The following is a 23191-nucleotide window of genomic DNA, read 5'->3' as shown; positions in this document are numbered from 1 at the left end:
ATTTTTATATAGAAAAGCTTGTATTCTTACTCTTTCTCGTCACTTAATAATTTATTTAAGAGGAAAAAGAATAGTACGACACATAATTCAGCTATGTTGGACATTTGTACGCTTTCTATCCAATCATCAGCAGTATGAATGACGAACCAATCTAGTGTAATTTCAATGAATGAGAAAAGAGTAATAGAAATCCAATTTGGCATGTTTTGTGTCAGTGGATATAGCAGCGCTTTGAAGAAACTGAAGATGAAAAATGTAATACTGTCTAAGAAAGTGATTAATAAAAAAAAGAGAAGTAACGCAGTACGTGAACTATACTCGATACCTGTAATTTGAAAGATTCCTACATATACAAAAAATATAAATGCAAAAATTATAATGAGAAAAAGAGCAATAATACTAATGATAATCGTTTTATCTTTTAGGCTGAGATTTGAGAATTTCTCCTCCTCATGCATTAAAATACCCCCTTTTTCTGGAGGTTAACTTCATTTTATCATGAAATACATATTAAAAAACTACGAATTATGGGAAAATAAGGTGACAAAAAGTAAGATTTCATGTAAAATTATTAATAAGGTTTTTATTTAACTAAATGAAATAAAAGGAGCTGTCAAAGTTGTCTCAAAATCGAGAGCAATTAATGGAAGAACTATCGACAAATGTGTTTGCTATGTTTCGCACATTGCGTAATGATATCGGAAAAATATTCGGTGGTTACATACCGTGGAATGAATTCATCGTCCTGAGAATATTAAATCGTACGAATAAAGAAATGGTATCGCGTGTAGCAAATGAATTAAATGTGTCGAATAGTCATATTACAGCTGTTACAGAAAAATTAATTAATAAAGGTTTTGTAACTCGTTCACGTTCTACATCAGATCGCCGAGTTGTGTATTTAGAGATTACAGAACAAGGGAAAGATTTAGTTGCGAAAATGGAAGATGCGAAAAAACAATATTTACAAGAAAGATTCTCTACACTTTCAGAAGATGAAATGAATGTAATGATTTCGATTTCCAAAAAACTTATTTAAGTGATTATAAACAAGAAAACGCTTACGTGATGAAAGAGAAGATCTTCCTTATATATGGAAGGTCTTCTTTCATGTGTAATAGATGTTAAAAAATAAAATGTGTATGAAAAAAGATAGAGCGCCATACTACTAATACAAGGAAGGGAGGGAGAAATATGACGAATCGTAACGGTAGTAAAGGGAGCGGTAATCAAGGATCACCAAAGTCCGGCCAGTTTAATCAGGAATTTAGCACTGAATTTGAAACTGGTAATGATAATAAAGGGAAAGAATATCGTTCTAAAAAAGGGAGTAAATCAAAAAAGGAGTGAATATATTCACTCCTTTTTTGATTTACGATGCTGCCGATTGATCAGTATTATATTTTTCTTCTGATTTTGCGACAATCATTGCGCAAATTGCATCCCCAGAAATGTTTACAGCTGTTCTAGACATATCTAGAATACGGTCAATACCGATAATTAAAGCGATACCTTCTACTGGTAGATTTACTTGATTTAAAACCATTGTAAGCATTACAAGTCCAACACCTGGTACACCAGCAGTACCGATACTAGCTAGTACAGCGGTTAATACGACCATAGCTAATTGCGGTAATGTAAGTTCAACTCCGTATACTTGAGCGATAAATACAGTTGCTACTCCTTGCATAATGGCAGTACCATCCATATTAATAGTTGCCCCTAGTGGTTGTACAAATGAGCTTATCGCTTTTGGAACGCCAAGCTTATCTTGTGCTGTTTTCATTGCAAATGGAAGCGATGCATTAGAGCTAGATGTACTAAATCCAATTGCCATTACTGGTCCGAAATGTTTAAAGAAACGAACAATACTTTCTTTTGCTAATACCTTTAATAAGCCACCATATACAAAGACCCCGTGAATAATGAGTACTAACATAACGACAATCATATACTTGAACATCGCAGCGACGCCTGCAAGCCCCATTTTACCAACGGATGAAGCGAGCAAACCGAATGTTCCAATTGGGGCTAATTTCATAACGAGATTAACGAGATACATCATTAATTCGTTGCCCTGTTCAAGTAATGAATGGATACCTTGAACTCGTTTTCCTAAAATAGCTATACCGAGTCCAATCAATACGGCAAAGGCAATGATTTGTAACATGTTTCCGTCAGCCATCGCTTTTGCTGGGTTATCTGGTACGATATTTAGCAATGTGTCGACGAAAGATGTTTCAGTTTTTGCACCTTCATACTTAAGACCTTCTGTTTTAAAATTACCGCCAGCTCCTGGTTTTATAATAAGTGCAAATGTAACCGCTATAGAGATGGCAACCGCAGTTGTTACGAGAAAGAATGAAATTGATTTTAAACCGATTCTTCCAAGTTGTTTCGGATCTCCAAGGCCGGCAGCACCAAGTACGATAGAAATGAACACAACAGGAACAACTAGCATTTTAATAAGTCGAATAAACAATTGACCAATTGGGTTGAACACATATTGATTTAGTGGATCAAAGATAGATGGAGCGGCTAAATTTAGAGTGAGTCCAACAACTAGACCTAGAAATAATGCGATTAAGATTGCTTTTGTTTGTCTCAATAAAATCCCCCTTTTGTTTTTGCGAAATTCCTTCCTAAAGTAATTATACCGAAAAAATACCTAATTTGACAATATTTTCTGAATTTTTAGGTTTTTATTTAAGTACAGATAGATTGATTTTGTGTTTGGAAAATAAAATAGACCATCACATAGGATGGTCAAGGGAAGGGGACAATTTATGTCAATTTAATTAGGGATGGAAGTTGCTATAAGACACTGGGGAATGTCTTATAAATTAGGGAGGAACAACTTCGATACATATACTATAAAAGATAGGTGTGACTCTCATGTGAACATAGGGTGAAAGAGAGAGGGAGTTTTAAATAAAAGATAGAAAGACAAAAAAATAAGACCATCATTTATAAGATGGTCAAGGAAGGGGACAATTTATGTCAATTTAATTAGGGATGGAAGCTGTTCAAAGACACTGGGGAATGTCTTATAAATTAGGGAGGAACAACTTCGATACATATACTATAAAAGGTAGATGTGACCTCTGTGTGAACATAGAGTGAAAGAGAGAGGAAGTTTTAAATAAAAGATAGAAAGACAAAAAAATAAGACCATCACATAAGATGGTCAAGGGAAGGGGACAATTTATGTCAATTTAATTAGGGATGGAAGCTATTCAAAGACACTGGGGAATGTCTTATAAATTAGGGAGGAACAGCTTCGATATATATACTATAAAAGGTGGATGTGACCTCTGTGTGAACATAGAGTGAAAGAGAGAGGAAGTTTTAAATAAAAGATAGAAAGACAAAAAAATAAGACCATCACATATAAGATGGTCAAGGAAAGGGGACAATTTATGTCAATTTAATTAGGGATGGAAGCTATTCAAAGACACTGGGGAATGTCTTATAAATTAGGGAGGAACAGCTTCGATACATATACTATAAAAGGTGAATGTGACCTCTATGTGAACATAGAGTGAAAGATATGGGGATTTGAAAAATAGTACATATGAAATTGTTATTGCTAGCAATATTGAGTTAGGATATATAGTTTTCCAGCATAAAAGAAAAAAGAAGTCTGAATATAAATAAAAGTTGTAATCTATGAAAAAAAGGATTATGCTCAACTATATTATAAGAATATAAGGTTTGTCCCAATTCTTTAAGGGCTTTTAAAAAGCTTTTTATTTATGAGGGGAAAGCTTCACTTTAATAAGGGAGTTAGTGATATGGAAGTAACAAAAAAACAAGGGCTGTATAATCGTCTTATACGATTAAACCCACCACAAATATTAGCGTTAGGTTTTTTCTGCTTAATTGTGGTTGGCGGTTTGTTATTAAAGTTACCATTCGCAACGAAAGCACATATTAGTTGGGTAGATGCTTTCTTTACAGCAACGTCAGCAGCGACCGTAACTGGTTTGGGAGTAGTGGATACAGCAAGTACATTTACGATGTTTGGCGAAATTGTTATTATGTTTTTAATTCAAACAGGTGGTCTAGGTCTTATGACAATTGCCATTTTAATTGTTTGGGTATTAGGCAAAAAAATAGGATTACGCCATCGTTTATTAATTGGAGAAGCGTTTAATCAAACAAATATAGGTGGTCTTGTAAAATTAGTAAAGCGTGTCTTTATATTTTCGATTTGTATTGAGCTTATTGGGGTCATCTTTTTATCGTTTCGCTTTATTCCAGAGTTTGGTTTTGGAAAAGGTTTATACTATAGTATTTTTCATGTAATTGCATCTTATAATAATGCAGGCTTTGCTTTATGGCCAGATAATTTAACAAGATATGTAGGAGATCCCATTATTAATATTGGGATTTGCTCTTTAATTGTAATAGGTGGACTCGGTTTTACCGTATTAATTGATATATGGTATAGTCGCAGTTTTCGAAAATTATCACTTCACTCAAAAATAATGATTATTGGAACAGTAGTGCTAAATGTTATAGCAATGATTGTAATTTTTGTATTGGAATATAATAATGTGAAGACGTTAGGGAATTTATCTTTAAATGAAAAACTATGGGCTTCCTTCTTTCAAGGTATTACCCCGCGGACAGCTGGATTTAATACGGTTGACTATGGAGGTATGGAAGAATCATCTATATTATTTACGATGATTTTAATGTTTATTGGTGCAGGAAGTGTATCAACAGGTGGAGGAATTAAATTAACAACGTTTGTTATCTTAATTACATCTGTCCTTTCTTTCTTTAGAAAAAAGGAGGAAATTGTTTTATTTCAGCGTACAATTAAAATGTCGACAGTAACGAGGGCCTTAGCGATTGCTGTTGCCAGTCAAATACTTATTTTAGCGGCGGTATTCATATTAATGCTTACAGAAAACTTCAGCTTTATTCAATTATTATTTGAGACAATATCAGCGTTTGGTACAGTCGGATTAACGATGGGAATTACTGCAAAGCTATCGGCATTCGGAAAATGTATTATTATGTTTGTTATGTTCTGCGGATTAATTGGACCATTAACACTTGTGTTCTCTTTAGCGCGACCAGCAAAACAAAAAATAAAATATCCATCGGAAGATGTGTTTACAGGATAAGGTATCCCGCGTTAAGCGAGATACCTTTTTCTTTTTTAGAAAAGGGAGAACAATAAACCAATAAGTGCTACTCGGAATAAAATTGCGATAAGTGCAGCAATCCCACCGACAACTGCAGCGATACCGCCAGTTACAGTAGCTCCGCGATTATAAGCGTAAATACCGAGTAAAACAGAAACAAGACCAAATAGTGTTGGGAATGTAAATAGCGATAAGATAGATAGCGCAAGAGCGATAAAACCAGCAGTTGATCCAGCAGCGGACGATTTTACAACATCTTTATCGTCTTTATCATCGTAATCATAATCAATGCGTTGTGGTGCAACCTCAGCGGCATACTCTTCTTTATAGTCACTATAATCACTATCTATTCTATCTCTTCTTTTATAATCATCAAATTTCTCAGTCAAAGTCATGGCTCCTTTCATAACAAGGTTCAATAGTAGTATGTATCTCTTTTTCTTTTTTATCCCGCATTAACGGGCAGTAATATCTATTAAAAGGAGGAAAATGTTTTCTTGAAATAGGAAAAGTTAGTATGACTTCCTCTATTTTGGAAAGTATAAAAAGGAATAATGAGGAAAGGGTGCAATACATAATGGAACATCCAATTGAAAATTTAATGAAAACGGCAATGACAAATTTAAAAGAGATGGTAGATGTAAATACAATTGTTGGGAGCCCGGTTTCAACAGCTGACGGAAATGTTGTATTAACAGTATCTCAAGTGGCTTTTGGTTTTGGAGCTGGTGGAAGTGATTTTAAAGGGGGTTTCATTACTGAAAAACATAACGGTGGGCAAAATCAGCATAAAGAGAACAAGCAAGGGCATCCATTTGGAGGAGGAAGCGGGGCTGGGGTTTCTATTAGTCCAGTAGCTTTTTTAGTAGTTGGTTCTAATGGGGTGCAAGTATTACATCTCAACAGCAGTACACATTTAATTGAAAAGGCTTTAAATACTGTACCAAACACTGTAGATAAATTTGTGAATGGTCGTCAAAAGTGAACTTGCATTTTTTAGGAATTATGATATATTAGAAAAAGTGCGCTTTAGGATGATCGGAATAATTGAAATGTAAATATATATGATGTGTGGAATAAGGGAGAGGAATTTATGATTAATATCAAAAACTTAGTAGTTGGCTTATTTATGTTAGTAAGTGGCTTTGTTGTATATGTAATAAAAGAAAAAGCTCCATTCTAAAACAGACAAACCGTTAATGTCTGTTTTTAATTTGCGGAAAAATATTGACAAGCTATTGTATTGGTGTTATAATTTTAATTCGTGTCTCGGTTACAGCTAGTGTAAAGTAAATATCTCTTATGAATGCAATACGAAAAGTTTGCGAAAGATCGGGTAATTTTATCAACAACTTTTGTGAACAAACCCTATAAATTGTATTTGTAAGCTATATATGTATACTAGTGAATCAAGGAGCGGTCAGTGGAACCGTAATGATGAGAGAGAGGTAGGGCTTTCATCCAGTATATGTTACTTTCCCGTTAGGTGAATATAAAAAAGAGGACTCCTTTTAAAAGGAGTCCTCTTTCATTTTTTAAGTGCGACTTTCAACTTGTTGACAAATTTCATCCGTTGTTAAACCGTGAGCTGTAATGACTGATCCTTTAATTGATGCATCTGCAATGCCCGTCACATTAGAATCTTGCCCAGTTACAACGCAACAATCACACCCTTGTGCATCCTGTTCTGAGTTAAGTGTAACAACTTCATGACCTTGTTGCTGAAGAGCTTGTTGAACGTCTGTTAATGAGTTTTCAACGCCAATTATAGCCATAATTCTCACCTCCTACCATCTAATTGCTAGTATGCTCAAGTTCACTGTATTTATGAAAAGACGGTAGGAAGTAAATCTTTGTTTAGTCGTTATATACGCCAGTAAGCATTTGACTAACGAATTGATCGTTTAATGTATCTTGGGCAGAAGAAGTATTTGAATGGATGTCGATTGAAGCAATAAAATGATTATGTTCTTGCGTATTTGGTTCTACCTCTACGTAATTATCGAATTTACAAAAACCTTTCGTATCCATTAGATCAAATAATTGCAGCATTTCTACTACCTCTTGTCTCGTTCCTTTAATTTGTACACACGCCATATTTATTTCCTCCTTCATTTTGACAAATTGTTTTTTAAAAATAGGATTATGATTACGAAATGAAAAATATGAATGTTATTTTTAGACAGCGCTATTTTTGTTATTTCCCCCCTTTTTCAGCAAAAGTCGTTATATATTCCCGGATTTATAAAATCGGACGTCCGTTTATTGAATACAATAGATTCGTATCAATTGATGAAAATCCTTCTTTTAAACAAATATTTTTTTAGTGGAAATTGGCGAAAAAAATTTTTGACTTTTTGTAAACGTTAACAATGTTGTTAAATCAATATAAGTAAAGAAGTACGTACGATTAAAAATTATAAATTTTCTAAAAATTCACTTGATTTATTTAGAAAGGAGAGTAAACTAGGAAACAATAAAAAATTCATAGAACATAGGAGGCGCTTCTAGTGAATGAGCAATGGATTTTCTTAAATGGAGAATTTGTTCCAAAAGATGAGGCAAAAGTTTCAGTATATGATCATGGCTATTTATATGGCGATGGAGTGTTTGAAGGAATTAGAGTTTATAGCGGTAATGTTTTCCGTTTGAGAGAGCATCTTGTCCGGTTGTATGAATCAGCAAAATCAATCCTTTTAGAAATTCCATATTCATTAGATGAAGTAACAAATATTGTTGTTGAGACGATTCGACAAAATAAATTATCTAATGGATACATTCGCCTTGTTGTATCAAGAGGAGCAGGAAATCTTGGATTGGATCCCGATTCATGTAAGAAGCCGAATGTAGTAGTAATTGCAGAACAATTATCTTTATTCCCACAAGAATATTATGAGAAAGGGATTCCAGTTGTAACAGTTGCAACGCGTCGAAATCGTCCCGATGTTTTATCCCCTCAAGTAAAATCTTTAAATTACTTAAACAATATTTTAGTTCGTATTGAAGCGAAATTAGCTGGAGTACAAGAAGCACTTATGTTAAATGATCAAGGATATGTAGCTGAAGGCTCAGGAGATAACGTGTTTATTGTTAAAGGAAATAAATTAATTACACCACCAAGTTCTGCTGGAGCGTTAGAAGGTATTACACGAAACGCCATTTTAGAAATCGGCGAAAAACTTGGATATGACGTAAGAGAAGAGTTATTTACAAGACATGATGTATATGTAGCTGATGAAGTGTTTTTAACAGGAACAGCTGCTGAAGTTATTGCTGTTACGACAGTAGATGGTAGAACGATTGGCTTAGGGCAAACAGGTCCACATACGAACCGTTTATTAGAAGAGTTTCGTAAGTTAGTTGTAGAAGATGGAGAGAAAATTTACGAAGAAAATAAAGTTGGATAACAACTTTTTTAACATAAGAAAGCGTTGATAGGGAGGAGTAGTTGATTGTGAAGCCTCACAGAGAGTCGGTGGTTGCTGAAAACCGATGGTTCACGTCGACGAACATCGCCCTTGAGTGCTAAGCTAAAGCATTTGTCTAGGCTTAGACGGTAGCTCCGTTATTAGCTAGATCCATTTATGGATCACTGAGGCAAGAGTATTCTTGCAAAGAAGGGTGGTACCGCGAAATCTTTCGTCCCTTCAGCACATAGCTGGAGTGTGGACGTAGGATTTTTTTATTGTATAAAAGTTTGAAAAAGGGGGCTTATAAGAACAATGTCTTCAAAAACGGAAGAGAAACTGGCAACTGGTGCACAGCTATTGTTAGAAGCGCTAGAAAAGGAAGGCGTAAAAGTGATTTTCGGTTATCCGGGTGGTGCCGTTTTACCTCTCTATGATGCACTGTATGATTGTGAAATTCCGCATATTTTAACAAGGCATGAGCAAGGGGCAATTCACGCTGCTGAAGGGTATGCCAGAATTACAGGGAACCCAGGGGTTGTAATTGCAACGAGTGGACCAGGTGCTACAAATGTAATTACGGGTCTAGCGGATGCGATGATTGATTCATTGCCACTTGTTGTATTTACAGGCCAAGTAGCAACAACGTTAATTGGGAGCGATGCTTTTCAAGAGGCGGATATTATGGGACTTACGATGCCAGTGACAAAACATAACTATCAAGTGCGAAAGGCCTCAGATTTACCTCGAATTATTAAAGAAGCATTTCATATTGCTAAAACAGGAAGACCAGGACCAGTCGTTATTGACCTTCCGAAAGATATGGTAGTCGAGAAAGGTGAGCGATGTAGCAATGTACAAATGGATTTACCAGGATATAACCCTAATTATGAACCGAATCTACTTCAAATAAACAAATTACTACAAGCAATTGAAACCGCAAAAAAACCGTTAATTTTAGCTGGAGCAGGTATACTGCATGCGAAAGCTTCGAAAGAATTGACAAGTTTTGCCCGTAAATATGAAATCCCTGTTGTGCATACGTTACTTGGACTTGGTGGTTTTCCGCCAGATGATGGGCTATTTCTAGGGATGGGGGGAATGCACGGTTCTTACACAGCCAATATGGCGTTATATGAATGCGACTTACTCATTAATATAGGTGCGAGATTTGACGATCGTCTTACTGGGAATTTAGCTTTTTTTGCTAAAGGGGCGACTGTTGCACATATCGATATTGATCCAGCAGAAATCGGGAAAAATGTGCCAACAGAGATTCCTATTGTTGCAAGTGCTAAGCGGGCGTTAGAAGTATTGCTTCAATCAGAAGGAAAGAAAGAAAATCATCATGAATGGCTCTCTTTATTAAAGAGTAGAAAAGAAAAGTATCCATTCTCTTATAAACGAAATTCTGAAAGTATTAAACCTCAATACGCGATTGATATGCTATATGAAATCACGAAAGGAGAAGCGATTGTAACAACAGACGTTGGGCAACATCAAATGTGGGCAGCACAATACTATCCGTTGAAAAATCCAGATAAATGGGTAACTTCTGGCGGATTAGGAACGATGGGGTTCGGATTTCCAGCAGCAATCGGTGCGCAAATTGCAAAGCCTGAAGAATTAGTTATTGCAATTGTTGGTGATGCTGGGTTTCAAATGACTCTGCAAGAATTAAGTGTATTAAAAGAACACGCTTTACCCGTTAAAGTATTTATTTTAAATAATGAAGCTTTAGGAATGGTAAGACAATGGCAAGATGAATTTTACAATCAAAGATATTCACATTCTTTATTGCCATGCCAACCAGATTTCGTCGCTCTTGCGAATGCGTATGGTATAAAAGGTGTTCGTATTGACGATCCACTTCTTGCAAAGAAGCAAATCCAGCATGCGATCGAATTACAAGAGCCAGTCGTAATCGATTGTCGTGTACTTCAATCAGAGAAGGTTATGCCGATGGTTGCACCAGGAAAAGGTGTTCACCAAATGGAGGGAGTGGAAAAAGGGTGAAGAGAATTGTTACAGCGACAGTTCGAAATCAAAGTGGTGTGTTAAACAGAATTACAGGGGTTATGACACGAAGACATTTTAATATTGAAAGTATTTCAGTAGGTCATACAGAATCATCAGATATATCGCGAATGACGATTGTTGTACACGTTGAAAGTGAACAGCAAGTTGAGCAGTTAATTAAACAACTTCATAAGCAAATCGATGTTCTGAAAGTATCAGATATTACAGAAGAAGCAATGATTGCTAGAGAGCTTGCTCTTATTAAAGTAGCAACTTCTGTAGCGAGGGCAGAATTATATAGTTTAATTGAACCATTTCGAGCCGCTGTAATAGATGTTGGGAAGGATTCCATAGTTGTGCAAGTAACAGGTACGCAAGATAAAGTAGAAGCGTTAATTGAATTACTTCGTCCATACGGTTTAAAAGAAATTGCTAGAACAGGTGTAACAGCATTTACACGTAGTATGAAAAAACAAGATAAGCAAGTTATGTTAATTCAATAATCATTTAAATATAGGGGGAAATGAAAATGGCAAAAGTTTATTATGAGAAAGATGTAACAGTAAATGTATTAAAGGAAAAGAAAGTAGCAATCATCGGATATGGCTCGCAAGGTCATGCGCATGCGCAAAATTTACGTGATAACGGATTTGATGTAGTAGTAGGTTTAAGAAAAGGTAAGTCTTGGGATAAAGCGAATGAAGATGGGTTTTCTGTATATACAGTAGCAGAAGCAGCGGAAAAAGCTGATGTAGTAATGATTCTATTACCTGATGAATTACAACCAGAAGTATATGAAGCTGAAATTGCACCAAATTTACAGGCTGGAAACTCTCTCGTGTTCGCACATGGATTTAATGTTCACTTTGATCAAGTAAAACCACCAGCTAATGTAGATGTATTTCTAGTAGCGCCAAAAGGACCGGGGCATCTCGTACGCCGTACGTTCACCGAGGGAGGGGCTGTTCCTGCATTATTTGCAGTATATCAAGATGCAACAGGAGTTGCGACTGAAAAAGCACTTTCTTATGCTGACGGAATTGGAGCAACGAGAGCTGGTGTATTAGAAACGACGTTTAAAGAAGAAACAGAAACAGATTTATTTGGAGAGCAAGCTGTACTCTGCGGCGGAGTGACTGCACTTGTAAAAGCAGGATTTGAAACGTTAGTTGATGCGGGATACCAGCCTGAACTTGCATATTTTGAATGTTTACATGAACTGAAGCTAATCGTTGACCTTATGTATGAAGGTGGACTTGAAAATATGAGATATTCAGTTTCAGATACAGCGCAGTGGGGAGACTTCGTATCAGGACCACGCGTTGTTACTGAAGATACGAAGAAAGCGATGGGGGCAGTATTAGCAGAAATTCAAGATGGTACATTTGCAAGAGGCTGGATTGCAGAGCATAAAGCAGGAAGACCAAATTTCCACGCGACAAATGAGAAAGAGAATGAACATGAAATCGAAGTGGTAGGACGTAAATTACGTGAAATGATGCCTTTCGTACAGCCGCGAGTAAAGGTAGGGATTAAATAATATGAAGCAGATTTTGTTCATGGATACAACGCTTCGTGATGGCGAACAATCACCAGGAGTAAATTTAAATGAACAAGAGAAGTTACAAATTGCTAGGCAATTAGAGAGGCTTGGTATTCATGTAATGGAAGCTGGATTCGCGGCAGCTTCCGAAGGTGACTTCCAATCGGTAAAACGCATCGCGAATACAATTCAAAATGCTACGGTTATGAGTTTAGCTAGAGCGAAAGAAAGTGACATTCGAAGAGCATATGAAGCTGTGAAAGGTGCTGTATCTCCTCGTCTACACGTATTTCTAGCTACGAGTGATATTCATATGAAATATAAACTTTGTATGTCAAAAGAAGATGTGTTAAATAGTATTCATCGTTCGGTTACGCTTGGAAAATCATTATTTCCGACAGTACAATTTTCTGCAGAAGATGCGACAAGAACATCGAGAGCATTTTTAGCTGAAGCAGTAGAAACTGCGATTCGCGCAGGAGCGAATGTAATTAATATTCCGGATACAGTTGGATATACGAATCCGGAAGAATATTATTCTCTTTTTAGATACTTACAAGAATCCGTTCCATCATATGAAAAAGCGATTTTTTCTTGTCATTGTCACGACGATCTTGGTATGGCAGTAGCAAATTCGTTAGCTGCGGTTGAAGGCGGAGCAGTGCAAGTAGAAGGAACGATTAATGGCATTGGAGAAAGAGCAGGGAATGCAGCGTTAGAAGAAGTTGCGGTTGCTCTTCATATTAGAAAAGATTTTTATAAAGCAGAACCTTCGATGACTTTAAAAGAGATTAAGGCAACGAGTACATTAGTAAGCAGGTTAACGGGTATGGTTGTACCGAAAAATAAAGCAATCGTTGGAGCGAATGCATTTGCTCATGAATCAGGCATCCACCAAGATGGGGTTCTAAAAGAAGTAACAACTTATGAAATTATCGAACCAGCGCTTATAGGAGAATCTCAAAATCTCTTTGTACTTGGGAAACATTCTGGCCGTCATGCGTTTACGGAAAAAATGAAAGAGCTTGGTTATGAATTTACAAATGAAGAGCGAGATGCGGCATTCGAAGCATTTAAAAAATTGGCGGATCGTAAAAAGGAAATTACTGAGGAAGATTTACGCGCAATTATGCTTGGTGAAGCAGCATTTGCAGCCCAGCAATATAACATTACGCAATTACAAGTGCATTTCGTATCAAATAGTACACAATGCGCAACAGTTGTGCTGAAGGATGAGGAAGGAAATGTATATGAAGATGCAGCCACTGGTTCTGGTAGTATTGAAGCGATATACAATGCGATTCAAAGAATTTTAGGATTAGAATGTGAATTGGCAGATTATCGCATACAATCTATTACACAAGGTCAAGATGCACTTGCTCACGTTCATGTTGAATTAAAAGAAGGTAGTCACCAAATATCAGGTTTTGGAGTTGCGCAAGACGTATTGGAAGCGTCGGCGAGAGCTTATGTCCATGCAGCAGGGAAATTAAAATCTCTTATAGCGCTTGTGAAATAAATATTTGATAGGTGAGAGAAGCTTTCCTCATCTATCAAATCAAAGTTCTGAAAATTCAGTTAAAAGGAGTGTTAAAAATGGAAAAACGTATCGTTTGTTTAGCTGGTGATGGTGTTGGTCCAGAAGTTATGGAAAGTGCGAAGGAAGTATTGCATATGGTAGAAAGGCTATATGGACATCATTTTCATTTGCAAGATGAGTACTTTGGTGGTGTTGCTATCGATTTAACTGGGCAACCATTACCACAGCGAACACTTGCCGCCTGTTTAGCGAGTGATGCGGTTTTACTTGGAGCAGTAGGTGGACCAAGGTGGGATAGTGCGAAAGAAAGGCCTGAGAAAGGATTATTAGCATTAAGAAAAGGACTCGGTGTATTTGCGAATGTTCGCCCTGTAACGGTAGAAAGTGCAACTGCACATTTATCACCATTAAAAAATGCTGATGAAATTGATTTCGTTGTCGTTCGTGAATTAACAGGCGGAATTTATTTTTCTTATCCGAAAGAGCGAACGGAAGAAGTGGCGACAGATACACTTACGTATCATCGACATGAAATTGAACGTATCGTTTCGTATGCCTTTCAATTAGCAAATAAGCGGAAGAAAAAAGTAACATCTATTGATAAAGCGAATGTTTTAGAGTCTAGTAAACTATGGAGAAATGTGACAGAAGAAGTAGCACTTCGCTACCCAAATGTGGAAGTAGAACACATTTTAGTAGATGCAGCGGCTATGGAATTAATTCGGAATCCAGGAAGATTTGACGTTATTGTAACGGAAAATTTATTTGGTGATATTTTAAGTGATGAGGCTTCAGTATTAGCTGGATCATTAGGAATGCTTCCATCAGCAAGTCACGCTGAAAAGGGGCCTTCATTATACGAGCCTATTCACGGATCAGCACCGGATATTGCGGGGAAAAATAAGGCAAATCCAATTGCGATGATGCGTTCTGTTGCAATGATGCTTGGGCAATCGTTCGGATTAACGAGAGAAGGATATGCAATTGAAGAAGCAGTTTCTGCAGTCCTTAAATCTGGAAAATGTACAGCAGATATCGGGGGGACTGAAACGACAACTTCGTTTACAAAGGCAGTTATTCAAGAAATGGAAGAGCAAGCGTTAGTAGGGAGAGGAAGATAATGGGGAAAAGGTTACTAGATAAGCTTTGGGAAAGACATGTAGTTGCGACAAATGAAAATGGATTGGATTTATTATATATCGATCTACATCTTGTTCATGAAGTAACGTCACCGCAAGCCTTTGAAGGCTTGCGGCTTACAAATCGAACAGTCCGCAGACCAGATTTAACATTTGCAACGATGGATCATAATATTCCAACGAAAGATGTTTGGAATATTACCGATCGCATTGCGAAGCAGCAACTAGATACACTTCGGGAAAACTGTAAACAATTTCAGGTGCCATTAGCGGATATCGGAGATGAAGAGCAAGGGATCGTTCATGTTATAGGACCAGAACTTGGACTCACACAGCCAGGGAAAACGATTGTTTGTGGTGATAGTCATACAGCAACACACGGTGCTTTTGGCGCACTAGCGTTTGGTATTGGTACGAGTGAAGTGGAACATGTATTGGCAACGCAAACGTTATGGCAACGAAAGCCGAAAGCGATGGGCATTGAGTTAAAAGGAAAGTTACCGCAAGGTGTTTATGCGAAAGATATTATTTTACATCTCCTTTCAAAGTACGGAGTAGCAGTTGGAACAGGTTACGTAATGGAGTTTTACGGAGAGGCCATTCATGCTATGGATATGGAAGAGAGGATGACGCTTTGCAATATGGCAATTGAAGGGGGAGCGAAGGCTGGCATTATTGCACCAGATGAAAAAACGGTTGCTTACGTAAAAGGACGTAAATATGCACCGAAAGACTATGAATCTATTAAGGAAAAATGGTCGGAACTTTATACAGATTTAGATGCAGTTTATGATTTACATATTATAGTAGATGTTACGGATTTAGCGCCGTACGTTACGTGGGGAACAAATCCTAGTATGGGTGTTCGGATTGATGAGAAATTGCCAGAAAAGCATGATGCAAATGACGAAAGAGCGTTTTCTTATATGGGATTGAGTCCCGGACAAAGTACGTATGACATTCCAGTTCAACATGTTTTCATTGGATCTTGTACAAATTCTAGGCTTTCTGATTTAGAAATTGCTGCATCTGTCGTGAAAGGTAAAAAAGTAAAAGAAGGTGTGCGAGCACTTGTTGTACCTGGATCCCAAAGGGTAAGAGAAGCAGCGATGCATAAAGGATTACATCGCATATTTGAAGAAGCTGGATTTGAATGGAGAGAGCCCGGATGCTCAATGTGTCTAGGTATGAATCCAGATCAAGTGCCTGAAGGAGAACATTGTGCCTCTACGTCAAATCGCAATTTTGAAGGAAGACAAGGAAAGGGAGCACGAACGCATTTAGTTAGCCCGGCAATGGCGGCAGCGGCTGCGTTACATGGTCATTTTGTTGATATTAGAAAGGAGAGTTATGATGGAGCCATTTCGTATTCATAAAGGTACTGCCGCAGTACTGATGAATGATAACATTGATACAGATCAAATTATTCCGAAGCAATATTTAAAGAGAATTGAAAGAACTGGGTTTGGGAAGTTTTTATTTGATGAGTGGCGATATGATAATAATCGCCAAGAAAACCCTAATTTCCCGCTTAATGCGCAAGAAAGAAAAGGAGCCAGCATATTAATTACAGGTGATAATTTTGGATGTGGCTCGTCTAGAGAACATGCTCCATGGGCGCTTGCTGATTATGGTTTCCGCGTTATTATCGCTGGAGGATTTGCCGATATCTTTTATATGAATTGTATGAAGAATGGCATGTTACCGATTGTAATGGACAAAGATATGCGTGAACAACTTGCAAAAACAGATGCGAGGGAACAAATCACAGTTGATTTAGAAAATGAAATAATTATAACGAATATGCACAGATTCCATTTTACAATCGAGAAAATGTGGAAAGAGAAGTTATTGAATGGTTTAGATGAAATTAGTATTACAATGCAATATGAACAAGAAATAAAAGAGTATGAAAGAAAAGTGGCTTTACATTAAAAAAAGTGACGGAATATTAAAAATGTATTTACATTCAAAATTAACTGTTATATACTATGTGAAAATCAGAGGAGAAAGGGAGTAAGTATTATGAATACAATAAAATCTATTACAATGCTTACACAACTACATCATCATACATGAAACCCTTGAACCTAGCGTGAAAACGTGTAGGTACAAGGGTTATTCCCGTTGTACCTACACTCTACTGAAGAGCCTTGTAGGTATTTTGTCTACAAGGCTCTTTTTATTTTCGGCTTAGGTGAATGGAATAGGCATACATTAGAAGGGGAAAGGTGTGAAAATTTAGATGACAAAATGGAAACGGGCGAACCCGAATGGAACGAGAGATTATTTATTCGAAGAATGTACGTTAATTGAAGAAGTGGAGCAAAAATTAAGGCTTACTTTTTTAGAGAGAGGTTATGAGGAAATAAGAACACCTACAATTGAATTTTATGATGTTTTTGCATTTCAAAATAGACCGATAGATGAAGAGAAAATGTATAAATTTTTTGATGAAAAGGGAAGGATTATCGTTTTACGTCCAGATATGACAATTCCTTTAGCAAGAGTGATTGGAACACAGAGATGGGATACGCCACTTAAAGTGACGTATAGCGGGAATGTATTTCGAGCCAATGAATCCCATTCTGGAAAATATAATGAAATCGTACAAAGTGGTATTGAAGTTATCGGGATTGATAATGTAAGAGCTGAAATTGAATGTGTAATAAGTGTCATTCAAGCACTTCAAAAGTTGAAGGTGCAATCTTTTACAATTGAGATTGGGCAAGTACAGTTATATAAATGTATTGTAAAAAAGCTCTCCATCCATGATGAAGAAGAAAGGGTACTTAGAACGTATATAGAAAGTAAAAATTATGCTGCCCTCTCAAATTTTATCGGAGAAAAGAAATTAGATCGATGCGATGAGACAGTAAGATTACTTGAGAAATTACCAAGGCTATTTGGAAATTTAGAAGTTATTGAGGAGGCAGAAAAGCTTGCTTCAAGTAATGAAATGAAAATGGCAATTGCAAGAGTAAAAGAAATGTATGAAACAATTGAAACGTTAGGATATGGTTCTTACATATCAATTGATTTGGGCATGATTCAACACTTAGATTACTATACGGGTGTTATTTTCAAAGGATATATATATGAAATTGGAGAAGAAATCGTTAGTGGCGGAAGATACGATGAGCTAATTGGGAATTTTGGAGAAATGCTGCCAGCTGTTGGACTCGCGGTACAAGTAAATCAAATTGTGAAGGCGCTGCAAGAGCAGCAAGAACCATATGAACGAAATCAAATTGATATTGTGATTCATTATGAGTTAAATAGATTAGCGGAAGCAGAAAGGTTACGAAATTTACTTCGAAAGGATGGGAAAAATGCTTGGTTATCTCTATTCTCTAATTTAAGCGATACCTTTCAATTTGCAAGAAAAAATAAAATAGGAACGGTCGTTGAGGCAAAGAATGAATATTTAGTGGAATATGTATGGAATGAGAAATGGGTAGTCCAGAAAGAAGGAGAGGCTTCATGCGTAACATTCAAATTGCGTTAACGAAAGGAAGGTTAGAAAAACATGTCATTCCACTTTTTGAGCAGATTGGAATTGATTGTTCCGATCTCAAAAATAAAGGTCGGAAGCTTGTATTTCAAAGTAAAAATACAAATGTTTCATTTATTTTAGTAAAAGCGGTTGATGTTGCTACTTATGTAGAACATGGGGTAGCTGATATTGGGATCGTTGGAAAAGATATTTTAATGGAAAACGAGAAAGATATTTATGAAATGCTGGATTTAGGAGTGGGGATTTGTAAGTTTTGTGTTGCTTCTATTCCTACGTATAATCCGAAGAGTTACCGGAAGAAAAGAATTGCTACGAAATACCCGCATATTACTTCTACTTATTTTCATGATAAGGGAGAGGATGTAGAAATTATTAAAATAGAAGGTTCTGTAGAAATCGCTCCTCTTCTTGGATTGGCAGATGCGATTGTAGATATTGTTGAAACAGGAAAAACATTACAAGAGAATGGACTTATTGTATTTGAGGAAATGCACTCTATATCGGCTCGGATGATTGTAAATAAGGCAGCCTTAAAAACTAAAAAAGACGAAATATTCAGTATCGTAAATATGATGGAGCAAGAAATCTTATCAGGGAAATAGGAGGACTTAAAATGAAAATCATTTATGAAGACTTTAAGGAGGCATTATCTAAAGTAAAAGTGCTAAGAGAAAACGCTAATATAATAGAAGAAACTGTTCAAAGAAGTGTAAGAGAAATCATTAGAAATGTAAGGGAAGGGAAAGGTGAAGCTTTATCTTTCTATACAAAAAAGTTTGATGGTGTAGAGATGAAAGATTTTCGTGTAAGTGAAGAAGAAATACAGCAAGCGAGTATGTTTGTAACGAATTCATTTTTAGAAGCTTTAAAAGAGGCGAAGAAAAACATTGTTTCGTATCACGAAAAGCAAAAGAAGCACTCAATATTCGATTGTGAAAGTAAAGGCGTAATTAGAGGGCAACTCATTCGGCCGTTAGAAAATGTAGGTGTATATGTACCGGGTGGGACAGCCTCATATCCTTCTTCAGTATTAATGAATGTATTGCCGGCGAAACTCGCAGGTGTGAAAAAGATTGTAATGGTAACACCGCCGAGGAAAGGAGGAATTGATCCGCATATATTAGCTGCTGCAAATCTTGCGGGAGTAGATGAAATTTATACGATAGGTGGCGCGCAAGCAATTGCTGCTTTAGCATACGGGACGGAATCGATTCCGAAAGTGGATAAAATAGTTGGACCGGGAAATTTGTATGTCGCTCTAGCGAAGCGAGAAGTATACGGAATAGTAAATATCGATATGATTGCTGGTCCATCAGAAATTGTAGTTGTCGCGGATGAAACAGGTAATGCAAAATATATCGCAGCGGATTTATTATCGCAAGCAGAGCATGATGAGAGAGCAACGGCGATTTGTATTACAACGAATATGGAACTAGCTAAAGAAGTAGAAAAAGAGATAGAAAGACAGTTAGAAATGTTACCAAGAAGTGAAATTGCACGTGAATCAATAAATAGAAATGGAGCCATCTTTATCGTTCCTTCTTTAGAGGAGGCACTAAAGTTATCAAATGAAATTGCTCCAGAACATTTAGAGTTACATATAAAAGAACCGATGAATGCTCTAGATTATGTGAAACATGCAGGTTCTATTTTCCTTGGGTCATATGCACCTGAACCGCTCGGGGATTATTTAGCGGGACCGAATCATGTATTACCAACGAGCGGAACGGCAAGATTTTTTTCTCCGTTATCAGTCGATGATTTCGTGAAAAAATCAAGTTTTATTTCTTATACGGAGGAAGCATTAAAAAATGTACAGCATCACATTGTAGAGCTTGCAAATAAAGAAGGGTTACATGCACATGCGAGAGCAATCCAAATAAGGTTTGAGGAGGAAAAATAATGCGTCAGTCCAGTCAAGTACGTGAGACGACAGAAACAAAAATTAAATTAAATTTGCAGCTTGATGAAAGTACAAATGTATCTATTCAAACAGGGGTTGGTTTTTTCGATCATATGCTTACTTTATTTGCTAGACATGGAAGATTTGGATTGCAAGTTGAAGCAGAAGGGGATGCATTTGTCGATGCACATCACACCGTTGAAGATGTTGGAATTGTACTCGGAAATTGCTTGAAAGAAGCATTGCAAAACAAAGAGGGAATTAATCGTTACGGTTCTGCGTATGTACCGATGGATGAATCTTTAGGATTTGTCGCAATTGATATAAGTGGACGCTCATATTGTGTATTTCAAGGGGAATTAACAAATCCGAAGCTTGGGGATTTTGATACAGAATTGACGGAAGAATTTTTTAGAGCAGTTGCACATGCTGCCAATATTACATTACATGCGCGCGTTCTATACGGAAGTAATACGCATCACAAAATTGAAGCATTATTTAAAGCTTTTGGTAGAGCGCTTAGAGAAGCGGTCGAAAAAAATGCCAACATTACTGGTGTAAATTCAACGAAAGGGATGTTGTAATTGATTGCCATTATAGATTATGGAATGGGGAATATTCGCAGTGTAGAGCAAGCATTAAAATATATTGGGGCAGAGTACATTGTAACGAGTGATAAAGAAGAGATATTGAGAAGCGATGGCGTGATTTTACCGGGAGTAGGTGTATTTCCGAAAGCGATGGACGTATTAGAAGAAAGAGATTTAGTGTGTGTACTAAAAGAGGTTTGTGATATAGGAAAACCTCTCCTCGGTATATGTTTGGGCATGCAGCTTTTATTTGAACGAAGTGAGGAACTAAAAGATTGTAGCGGGTTAGGTTTACTACCAGGGGAAATTCGTAAGTTAAAAGTTTCGTATAAAATTCCTCATATGGGATGGAATGAACTAAGGAAGGAAAGAGAATTTCCGCTTTGGAATGGATTAGTGGATGGTTCTTTCGTTTATTATGTTCACTCATATTACGCGGATTGTCCAGATGAAATTGTATGCGGAGTAAGTGATTATGGAATGCAAGTACCAGGGTTTGTAGCGAAAGGAAATGTATTTGGTGCACAGTTTCATCCAGAAAAAAGTGGTGAAATTGGTATGCAAATATTAAAAAATTTTCAAGGGGTGGTAGAAGCATGGAAATCTTCCCAGCTATCGATTTAAAAGAAGGACGATGCGTTAGACTTTATCAAGGAGAGTTTAGTAAAGAAACGGTGATGAATGAAGATCCGGTAGCGCAGGCAATCATATTTGAAAAGCTTGGAGCGGAAATACTACACATTGTTGATTTAGACGGTGCAATTGCTGGCGAGTCGTTAAATTTGCCCGTCATTGAAAAAATCTGTAAGGCGGTACGTATTCCTGTGCAAGTGGGAGGAGGAATTCGTTCACTTGTAGCGGTGGAGAAGTTATTGTCAGTAGGTGTAGAAAAAGTGATTTTAGGAACAGCAGCTCTTTATGATAAGTCATTTTTAGAGGAAGCAGTTCGTCTATATAAAGAGAAAATCATTGTTGGAATTGATGCGAAAAATGGTTTCGTAGCAACGAGAGGTTGGCTTGATCTGTCTGAAATTTCTTATATTAGTTTAGCGAAACAAATGGAAAGTTTAGATGTTCAAACGATTGTGTTTACAGACATTTCGAAAGACGGGACGCTTGCAGGGCCAAATTTTGAACAATTGGCGTTACTTCAAAAAAGTGTGGGCATTCGTCTCATTGCCTCTGGAGGAGTGGCATCTATTCAAGATGTGAAAAAGTTAAATGATATGAATATATATGGTGTCATAATTGGAAAGGCGCTTTACGAGAAAACGATTGATTTAGAAGAAGTGTTACAGGTAACGAAGTTATGTTAGCGAAACGAATTATTCCATGTCTAGATGTGAAAGAAGGGCGAGTCGTAAAGGGGGTAAATTTTATAGGATTACAAGATGTCGGTGATCCGGTTGAAATAGCTGAAGCATATAACGTGGCAGGGGCAGATGAAATCGTATTTTTAGATATTACAGCGACTCATGAAGGAAGAAAAACGATTATAGATGTTGTAGAAAAAACAGCAGCTAAAGTATTTATTCCTCTTACGGTTGGCGGGGGGATTTCAAGTGTGAAAGATATGTACAATTTACTAAGAGCTGGAGCAGACAAAGTTTCAATAAACTCAGCGGCAGTGCGAAATCCGAAGCTAATCGAAGAGGGCGCAGAACACTTTGGATCACAATGTATTGTCGTGGCAATTGACGCTAGAAAAGTAGCAGAAGATAAATGGAACGTATACGTCAACGGCGGAAGAGTTGACACAGGAATGGATGCCATAGAATGGGCGAAGCGTGTTGTTAAGCTCGGGGCGGGTGAAATTTTGTTAACGAGTATGGATGCAGATGGAACGAAAAGTGGATATGATCTTCGTTTAACAGAAGAAATTTCAAAAAGTGTTTCCATTCCAGTCATCGCATCAGGAGGCTGTGGTCATACGGATCACATTATAGAAGTTTTTCAAAAGACAACAGTTGATGCAGCATTAGCGGCATCCATCTTTCATTATGGTGAGGCGACAGTGCAGAGTGTAAAGCGAAAATTAAGAGATGCAAATGTTGAGGTGCGGTTATGAAACCTAATTTTTCAAAAGGATTAATACCGGCAATTGTCATCGAAGAAGGTACGAAAGAAGTTTTAATGCTAGCTTATATGAATGAAGAAGCATATGAAAAAACGTTAGAGACGAAAAGAACATGGTTTTACTCTCGTTCGAGGCAGTCGTTATGGAATAAGGGAGAAACATCAGGGAATGTTCAATATGTGCAATCTCTATACTTAGATTGTGATCAAGATTCAATTGTTGTGAATGTGAAACAAGTAGGACCTGCTTGTCATACGGGGGAGAAGACATGTTTTCACTATCAAATTATATAGGGGG

General features: G+C 37.0%; 26 protein-coding genes and 1 other annotated feature. Of the genes, 21 read left to right on the top strand and 5 right to left on the bottom strand.

The annotated features are described in order from the left end of the window. Positions 1–26: 26 nt before the first annotated feature. Positions 27–458 (bottom strand): YrvL family regulatory protein, encoded by a 432-nt coding sequence (locus ACO6VI_RS05595; RefSeq protein ID WP_000544072.1) that lies wholly within the window; start codon positions 456–458, stop codon positions 27–29. Between the two features lie 161 nt (positions 459–619). Between ACO6VI_RS05595 and ACO6VI_RS05590 the strand changes: the two genes are divergently transcribed. Together ACO6VI_RS05590 and ACO6VI_RS05585 are read left to right on the top strand one after the other, a co-directional pair. Further along, positions 620–1039 (top strand): MarR family winged helix-turn-helix transcriptional regulator, encoded by a 420-nt coding sequence (locus ACO6VI_RS05590; protein WP_000081434.1) that lies wholly within the window; start codon positions 620–622, stop codon positions 1037–1039. Positions 1040–1194: 155 nt separating this feature from the next. Continuing rightward, a complete protein-coding gene (locus ACO6VI_RS05585) occupies positions 1195–1350 on the top strand; it encodes a hypothetical protein (RefSeq protein WP_000184928.1) in 156 nt (51 codons plus the stop codon). 22 nt (positions 1351–1372) lie between these two features. On the opposite strand, the gene ACO6VI_RS05580 is transcribed toward ACO6VI_RS05585, so the two are convergent. Then, positions 1373–2608: a dicarboxylate/amino acid:cation symporter gene (locus tag ACO6VI_RS05580; protein ID WP_063546918.1), complete on the bottom strand. Its 1236-nt coding sequence runs from the start codon at positions 2606–2608 to the stop codon at positions 1373–1375. A 1186-nt stretch (positions 2609–3794) separates the two neighbouring features. On the opposite strand from ACO6VI_RS05580, the gene ACO6VI_RS05575 reads away from it, so the two are divergent. Further along, positions 3795–5138 (top strand): TrkH family potassium uptake protein, encoded by a 1344-nt coding sequence (locus ACO6VI_RS05575; protein ID WP_064531905.1) that lies wholly within the window; start codon positions 3795–3797, stop codon positions 5136–5138. A 35-nt stretch (positions 5139–5173) separates the two neighbouring features. Here the strand turns inward: ACO6VI_RS05575 and ACO6VI_RS05570 are convergent, their stop codons facing one another. Then, a complete protein-coding gene (locus ACO6VI_RS05570; RefSeq protein ID WP_000136546.1) occupies positions 5174–5548 on the bottom strand; it encodes a hypothetical protein in 375 nt (124 codons plus the stop codon). A 128-nt stretch (positions 5549–5676) separates the two neighbouring features. Here ACO6VI_RS05570 and ytfJ point away from each other — a divergent pair, with 128 nt between their 5' ends. Together ytfJ and ACO6VI_RS05560 are read left to right on the top strand one after the other, a co-directional pair. Next, positions 5677–6144, top strand: a complete 468-nt coding sequence (ytfJ, locus tag ACO6VI_RS05565) for a GerW family sporulation protein (protein ID WP_088020526.1) — start codon at positions 5677–5679, stop codon at positions 6142–6144. 108 nt (positions 6145–6252) lie between these two features. Next, positions 6253–6342 (top strand): hypothetical protein, encoded by a 90-nt coding sequence (locus ACO6VI_RS05560; RefSeq protein WP_000608227.1) that lies wholly within the window; start codon positions 6253–6255, stop codon positions 6340–6342. Between the two features lie 352 nt (positions 6343–6694). Here the strand turns inward: ACO6VI_RS05560 and ACO6VI_RS05555 are convergent, their stop codons facing one another. Together ACO6VI_RS05555 and ACO6VI_RS05550 are read right to left on the bottom strand one after the other, a co-directional pair. Continuing rightward, positions 6695–6934 (bottom strand): YkuS family protein, encoded by a 240-nt coding sequence (locus tag ACO6VI_RS05555; protein WP_140157266.1) that lies wholly within the window; start codon positions 6932–6934, stop codon positions 6695–6697. A gap of 82 nt (positions 6935–7016) precedes the next feature. Next, positions 7017–7256, bottom strand: a complete 240-nt coding sequence (locus ACO6VI_RS05550; RefSeq protein WP_000752514.1) for a DUF3911 family protein — start codon at positions 7254–7256, stop codon at positions 7017–7019. Positions 7257–7669: 413 nt separating this feature from the next. On the opposite strand from ACO6VI_RS05550, the gene ilvE reads away from it, so the two are divergent. The 16 genes from ilvE to hisI all read left to right on the top strand — a co-directional run bounded on the left by ilvE (position 7670) and on the right by hisI (position 23187). After that, positions 7670–8566 (top strand): branched-chain-amino-acid transaminase, encoded by an 897-nt coding sequence (gene ilvE, locus ACO6VI_RS05545; protein ID WP_001005486.1) that lies wholly within the window; start codon positions 7670–7672, stop codon positions 8564–8566. A gap of 15 nt (positions 8567–8581) precedes the next feature. Beyond that, positions 8582–8809, top strand: a binding site (T-box leader). Between the two features lie 72 nt (positions 8810–8881). Next, on the top strand, positions 8882–10582 hold the full coding sequence (gene ilvB, locus ACO6VI_RS05540) for an acetolactate synthase large subunit (protein ID WP_064531909.1): 1701 nt from the start codon (positions 8882–8884) through the stop codon (positions 10580–10582). Beyond that, positions 10579–11088 carry an acetolactate synthase small subunit gene (gene ilvN / locus ACO6VI_RS05535; protein WP_000822952.1) on the top strand — a complete coding sequence of 170 codons (510 nt, stop codon included), beginning with the start codon at positions 10579–10581 and terminating at the stop codon, positions 11086–11088. Before ilvB ends, ilvN begins: the two co-directional genes overlap by 4 nt. A 26-nt stretch (positions 11089–11114) precedes the next feature. Beyond that, positions 11115–12125: a ketol-acid reductoisomerase gene (ilvC, locus tag ACO6VI_RS05530; protein WP_001151744.1), complete on the top strand. Its 1011-nt coding sequence runs from the start codon at positions 11115–11117 to the stop codon at positions 12123–12125. A gap of 1 nt (position 12126) precedes the next feature. Beyond that, positions 12127–13647, top strand: a complete 1521-nt coding sequence (gene leuA / locus ACO6VI_RS05525; RefSeq protein ID WP_000809597.1) for a 2-isopropylmalate synthase — start codon at positions 12127–12129, stop codon at positions 13645–13647. A gap of 77 nt (positions 13648–13724) precedes the next feature. Further along, a complete protein-coding gene (gene leuB / locus ACO6VI_RS05520; protein ID WP_000415378.1) occupies positions 13725–14789 on the top strand; it encodes a 3-isopropylmalate dehydrogenase in 1065 nt (354 codons plus the stop codon). After that, positions 14789–16183, top strand: coding sequence for a 3-isopropylmalate dehydratase large subunit (gene leuC / locus ACO6VI_RS05515; RefSeq protein WP_000518098.1), 1395 nt, complete (start codon positions 14789–14791; stop codon positions 16181–16183). Before leuB ends, leuC begins: the two co-directional genes overlap by 1 nt. Continuing rightward, positions 16161–16742 carry a 3-isopropylmalate dehydratase small subunit gene (gene leuD / locus ACO6VI_RS05510; RefSeq protein ID WP_000433187.1) on the top strand — a complete coding sequence of 194 codons (582 nt, stop codon included), beginning with the start codon at positions 16161–16163 and terminating at the stop codon, positions 16740–16742. Before leuC ends, leuD begins: the two co-directional genes overlap by 23 nt. Positions 16743–17052: 310 nt before the next feature. Beyond that, positions 17053–18315 (top strand): ATP phosphoribosyltransferase regulatory subunit, encoded by a 1263-nt coding sequence (locus ACO6VI_RS05505; RefSeq protein WP_000170292.1) that lies wholly within the window; start codon positions 17053–17055, stop codon positions 18313–18315. Then, complete coding sequence (gene hisG, locus ACO6VI_RS05500; RefSeq protein WP_001244467.1) at positions 18291–18926, top strand: ATP phosphoribosyltransferase; 636 nt, start codon at positions 18291–18293, stop codon at positions 18924–18926. The genes ACO6VI_RS05505 and hisG overlap by 25 nt, the downstream gene beginning before the upstream one ends. A gap of 11 nt (positions 18927–18937) precedes the next feature. Further along, positions 18938–20227 carry a histidinol dehydrogenase gene (gene hisD / locus ACO6VI_RS05495; RefSeq protein WP_000692519.1) on the top strand — a complete coding sequence of 430 codons (1290 nt, stop codon included), beginning with the start codon at positions 18938–18940 and terminating at the stop codon, positions 20225–20227. Continuing rightward, positions 20227–20811: an imidazoleglycerol-phosphate dehydratase HisB gene (gene hisB / locus ACO6VI_RS05490; RefSeq protein WP_001249954.1), complete on the top strand. Its 585-nt coding sequence runs from the start codon at positions 20227–20229 to the stop codon at positions 20809–20811. The genes hisD and hisB overlap by 1 nt, the downstream gene beginning before the upstream one ends. Beyond that, positions 20812–21441 (top strand): imidazole glycerol phosphate synthase subunit HisH, encoded by a 630-nt coding sequence (hisH, locus tag ACO6VI_RS05485; protein WP_000560357.1) that lies wholly within the window; start codon positions 20812–20814, stop codon positions 21439–21441. It begins immediately after the preceding gene. Then, complete coding sequence (gene hisA, locus ACO6VI_RS05480) at positions 21414–22133, top strand: 1-(5-phosphoribosyl)-5-[(5-phosphoribosylamino)methylideneamino]imidazole-4-carboxamide isomerase (protein ID WP_000402295.1); 720 nt, start codon at positions 21414–21416, stop codon at positions 22131–22133. Before hisH ends, hisA begins: the two co-directional genes overlap by 28 nt. Next, the gene (hisF, locus tag ACO6VI_RS05475; protein ID WP_023521478.1) at positions 22127–22885 is read left to right on the top strand and encodes an imidazoleglycerol phosphate synthase cyclase subunit; all 759 of its coding nucleotides are present in this window, start codon (positions 22127–22129) and stop codon (positions 22883–22885) included. Before hisA ends, hisF begins: the two co-directional genes overlap by 7 nt. Then, entirely contained in the window at positions 22882–23187 is a 306-nt protein-coding gene (hisI, locus tag ACO6VI_RS05470; RefSeq protein ID WP_000803964.1) for a phosphoribosyl-AMP cyclohydrolase, read from the top strand. Before hisF ends, hisI begins: the two co-directional genes overlap by 4 nt. Positions 23188–23191: the final 4 nt, after the last annotated feature.

It is taken from the genome of Bacillus sp. PSXD-155 (assembly GCF_049310765.1).
GTDB classification, from domain to species: domain Bacteria; phylum Bacillota; class Bacilli; order Bacillales; family Bacillaceae_G; genus Bacillus_A; species Bacillus_A cereus.
The sequence above is the reverse complement of the archived record's forward strand: the minus strand, read 5'-3'. Positions and strand labels throughout refer to the sequence as shown.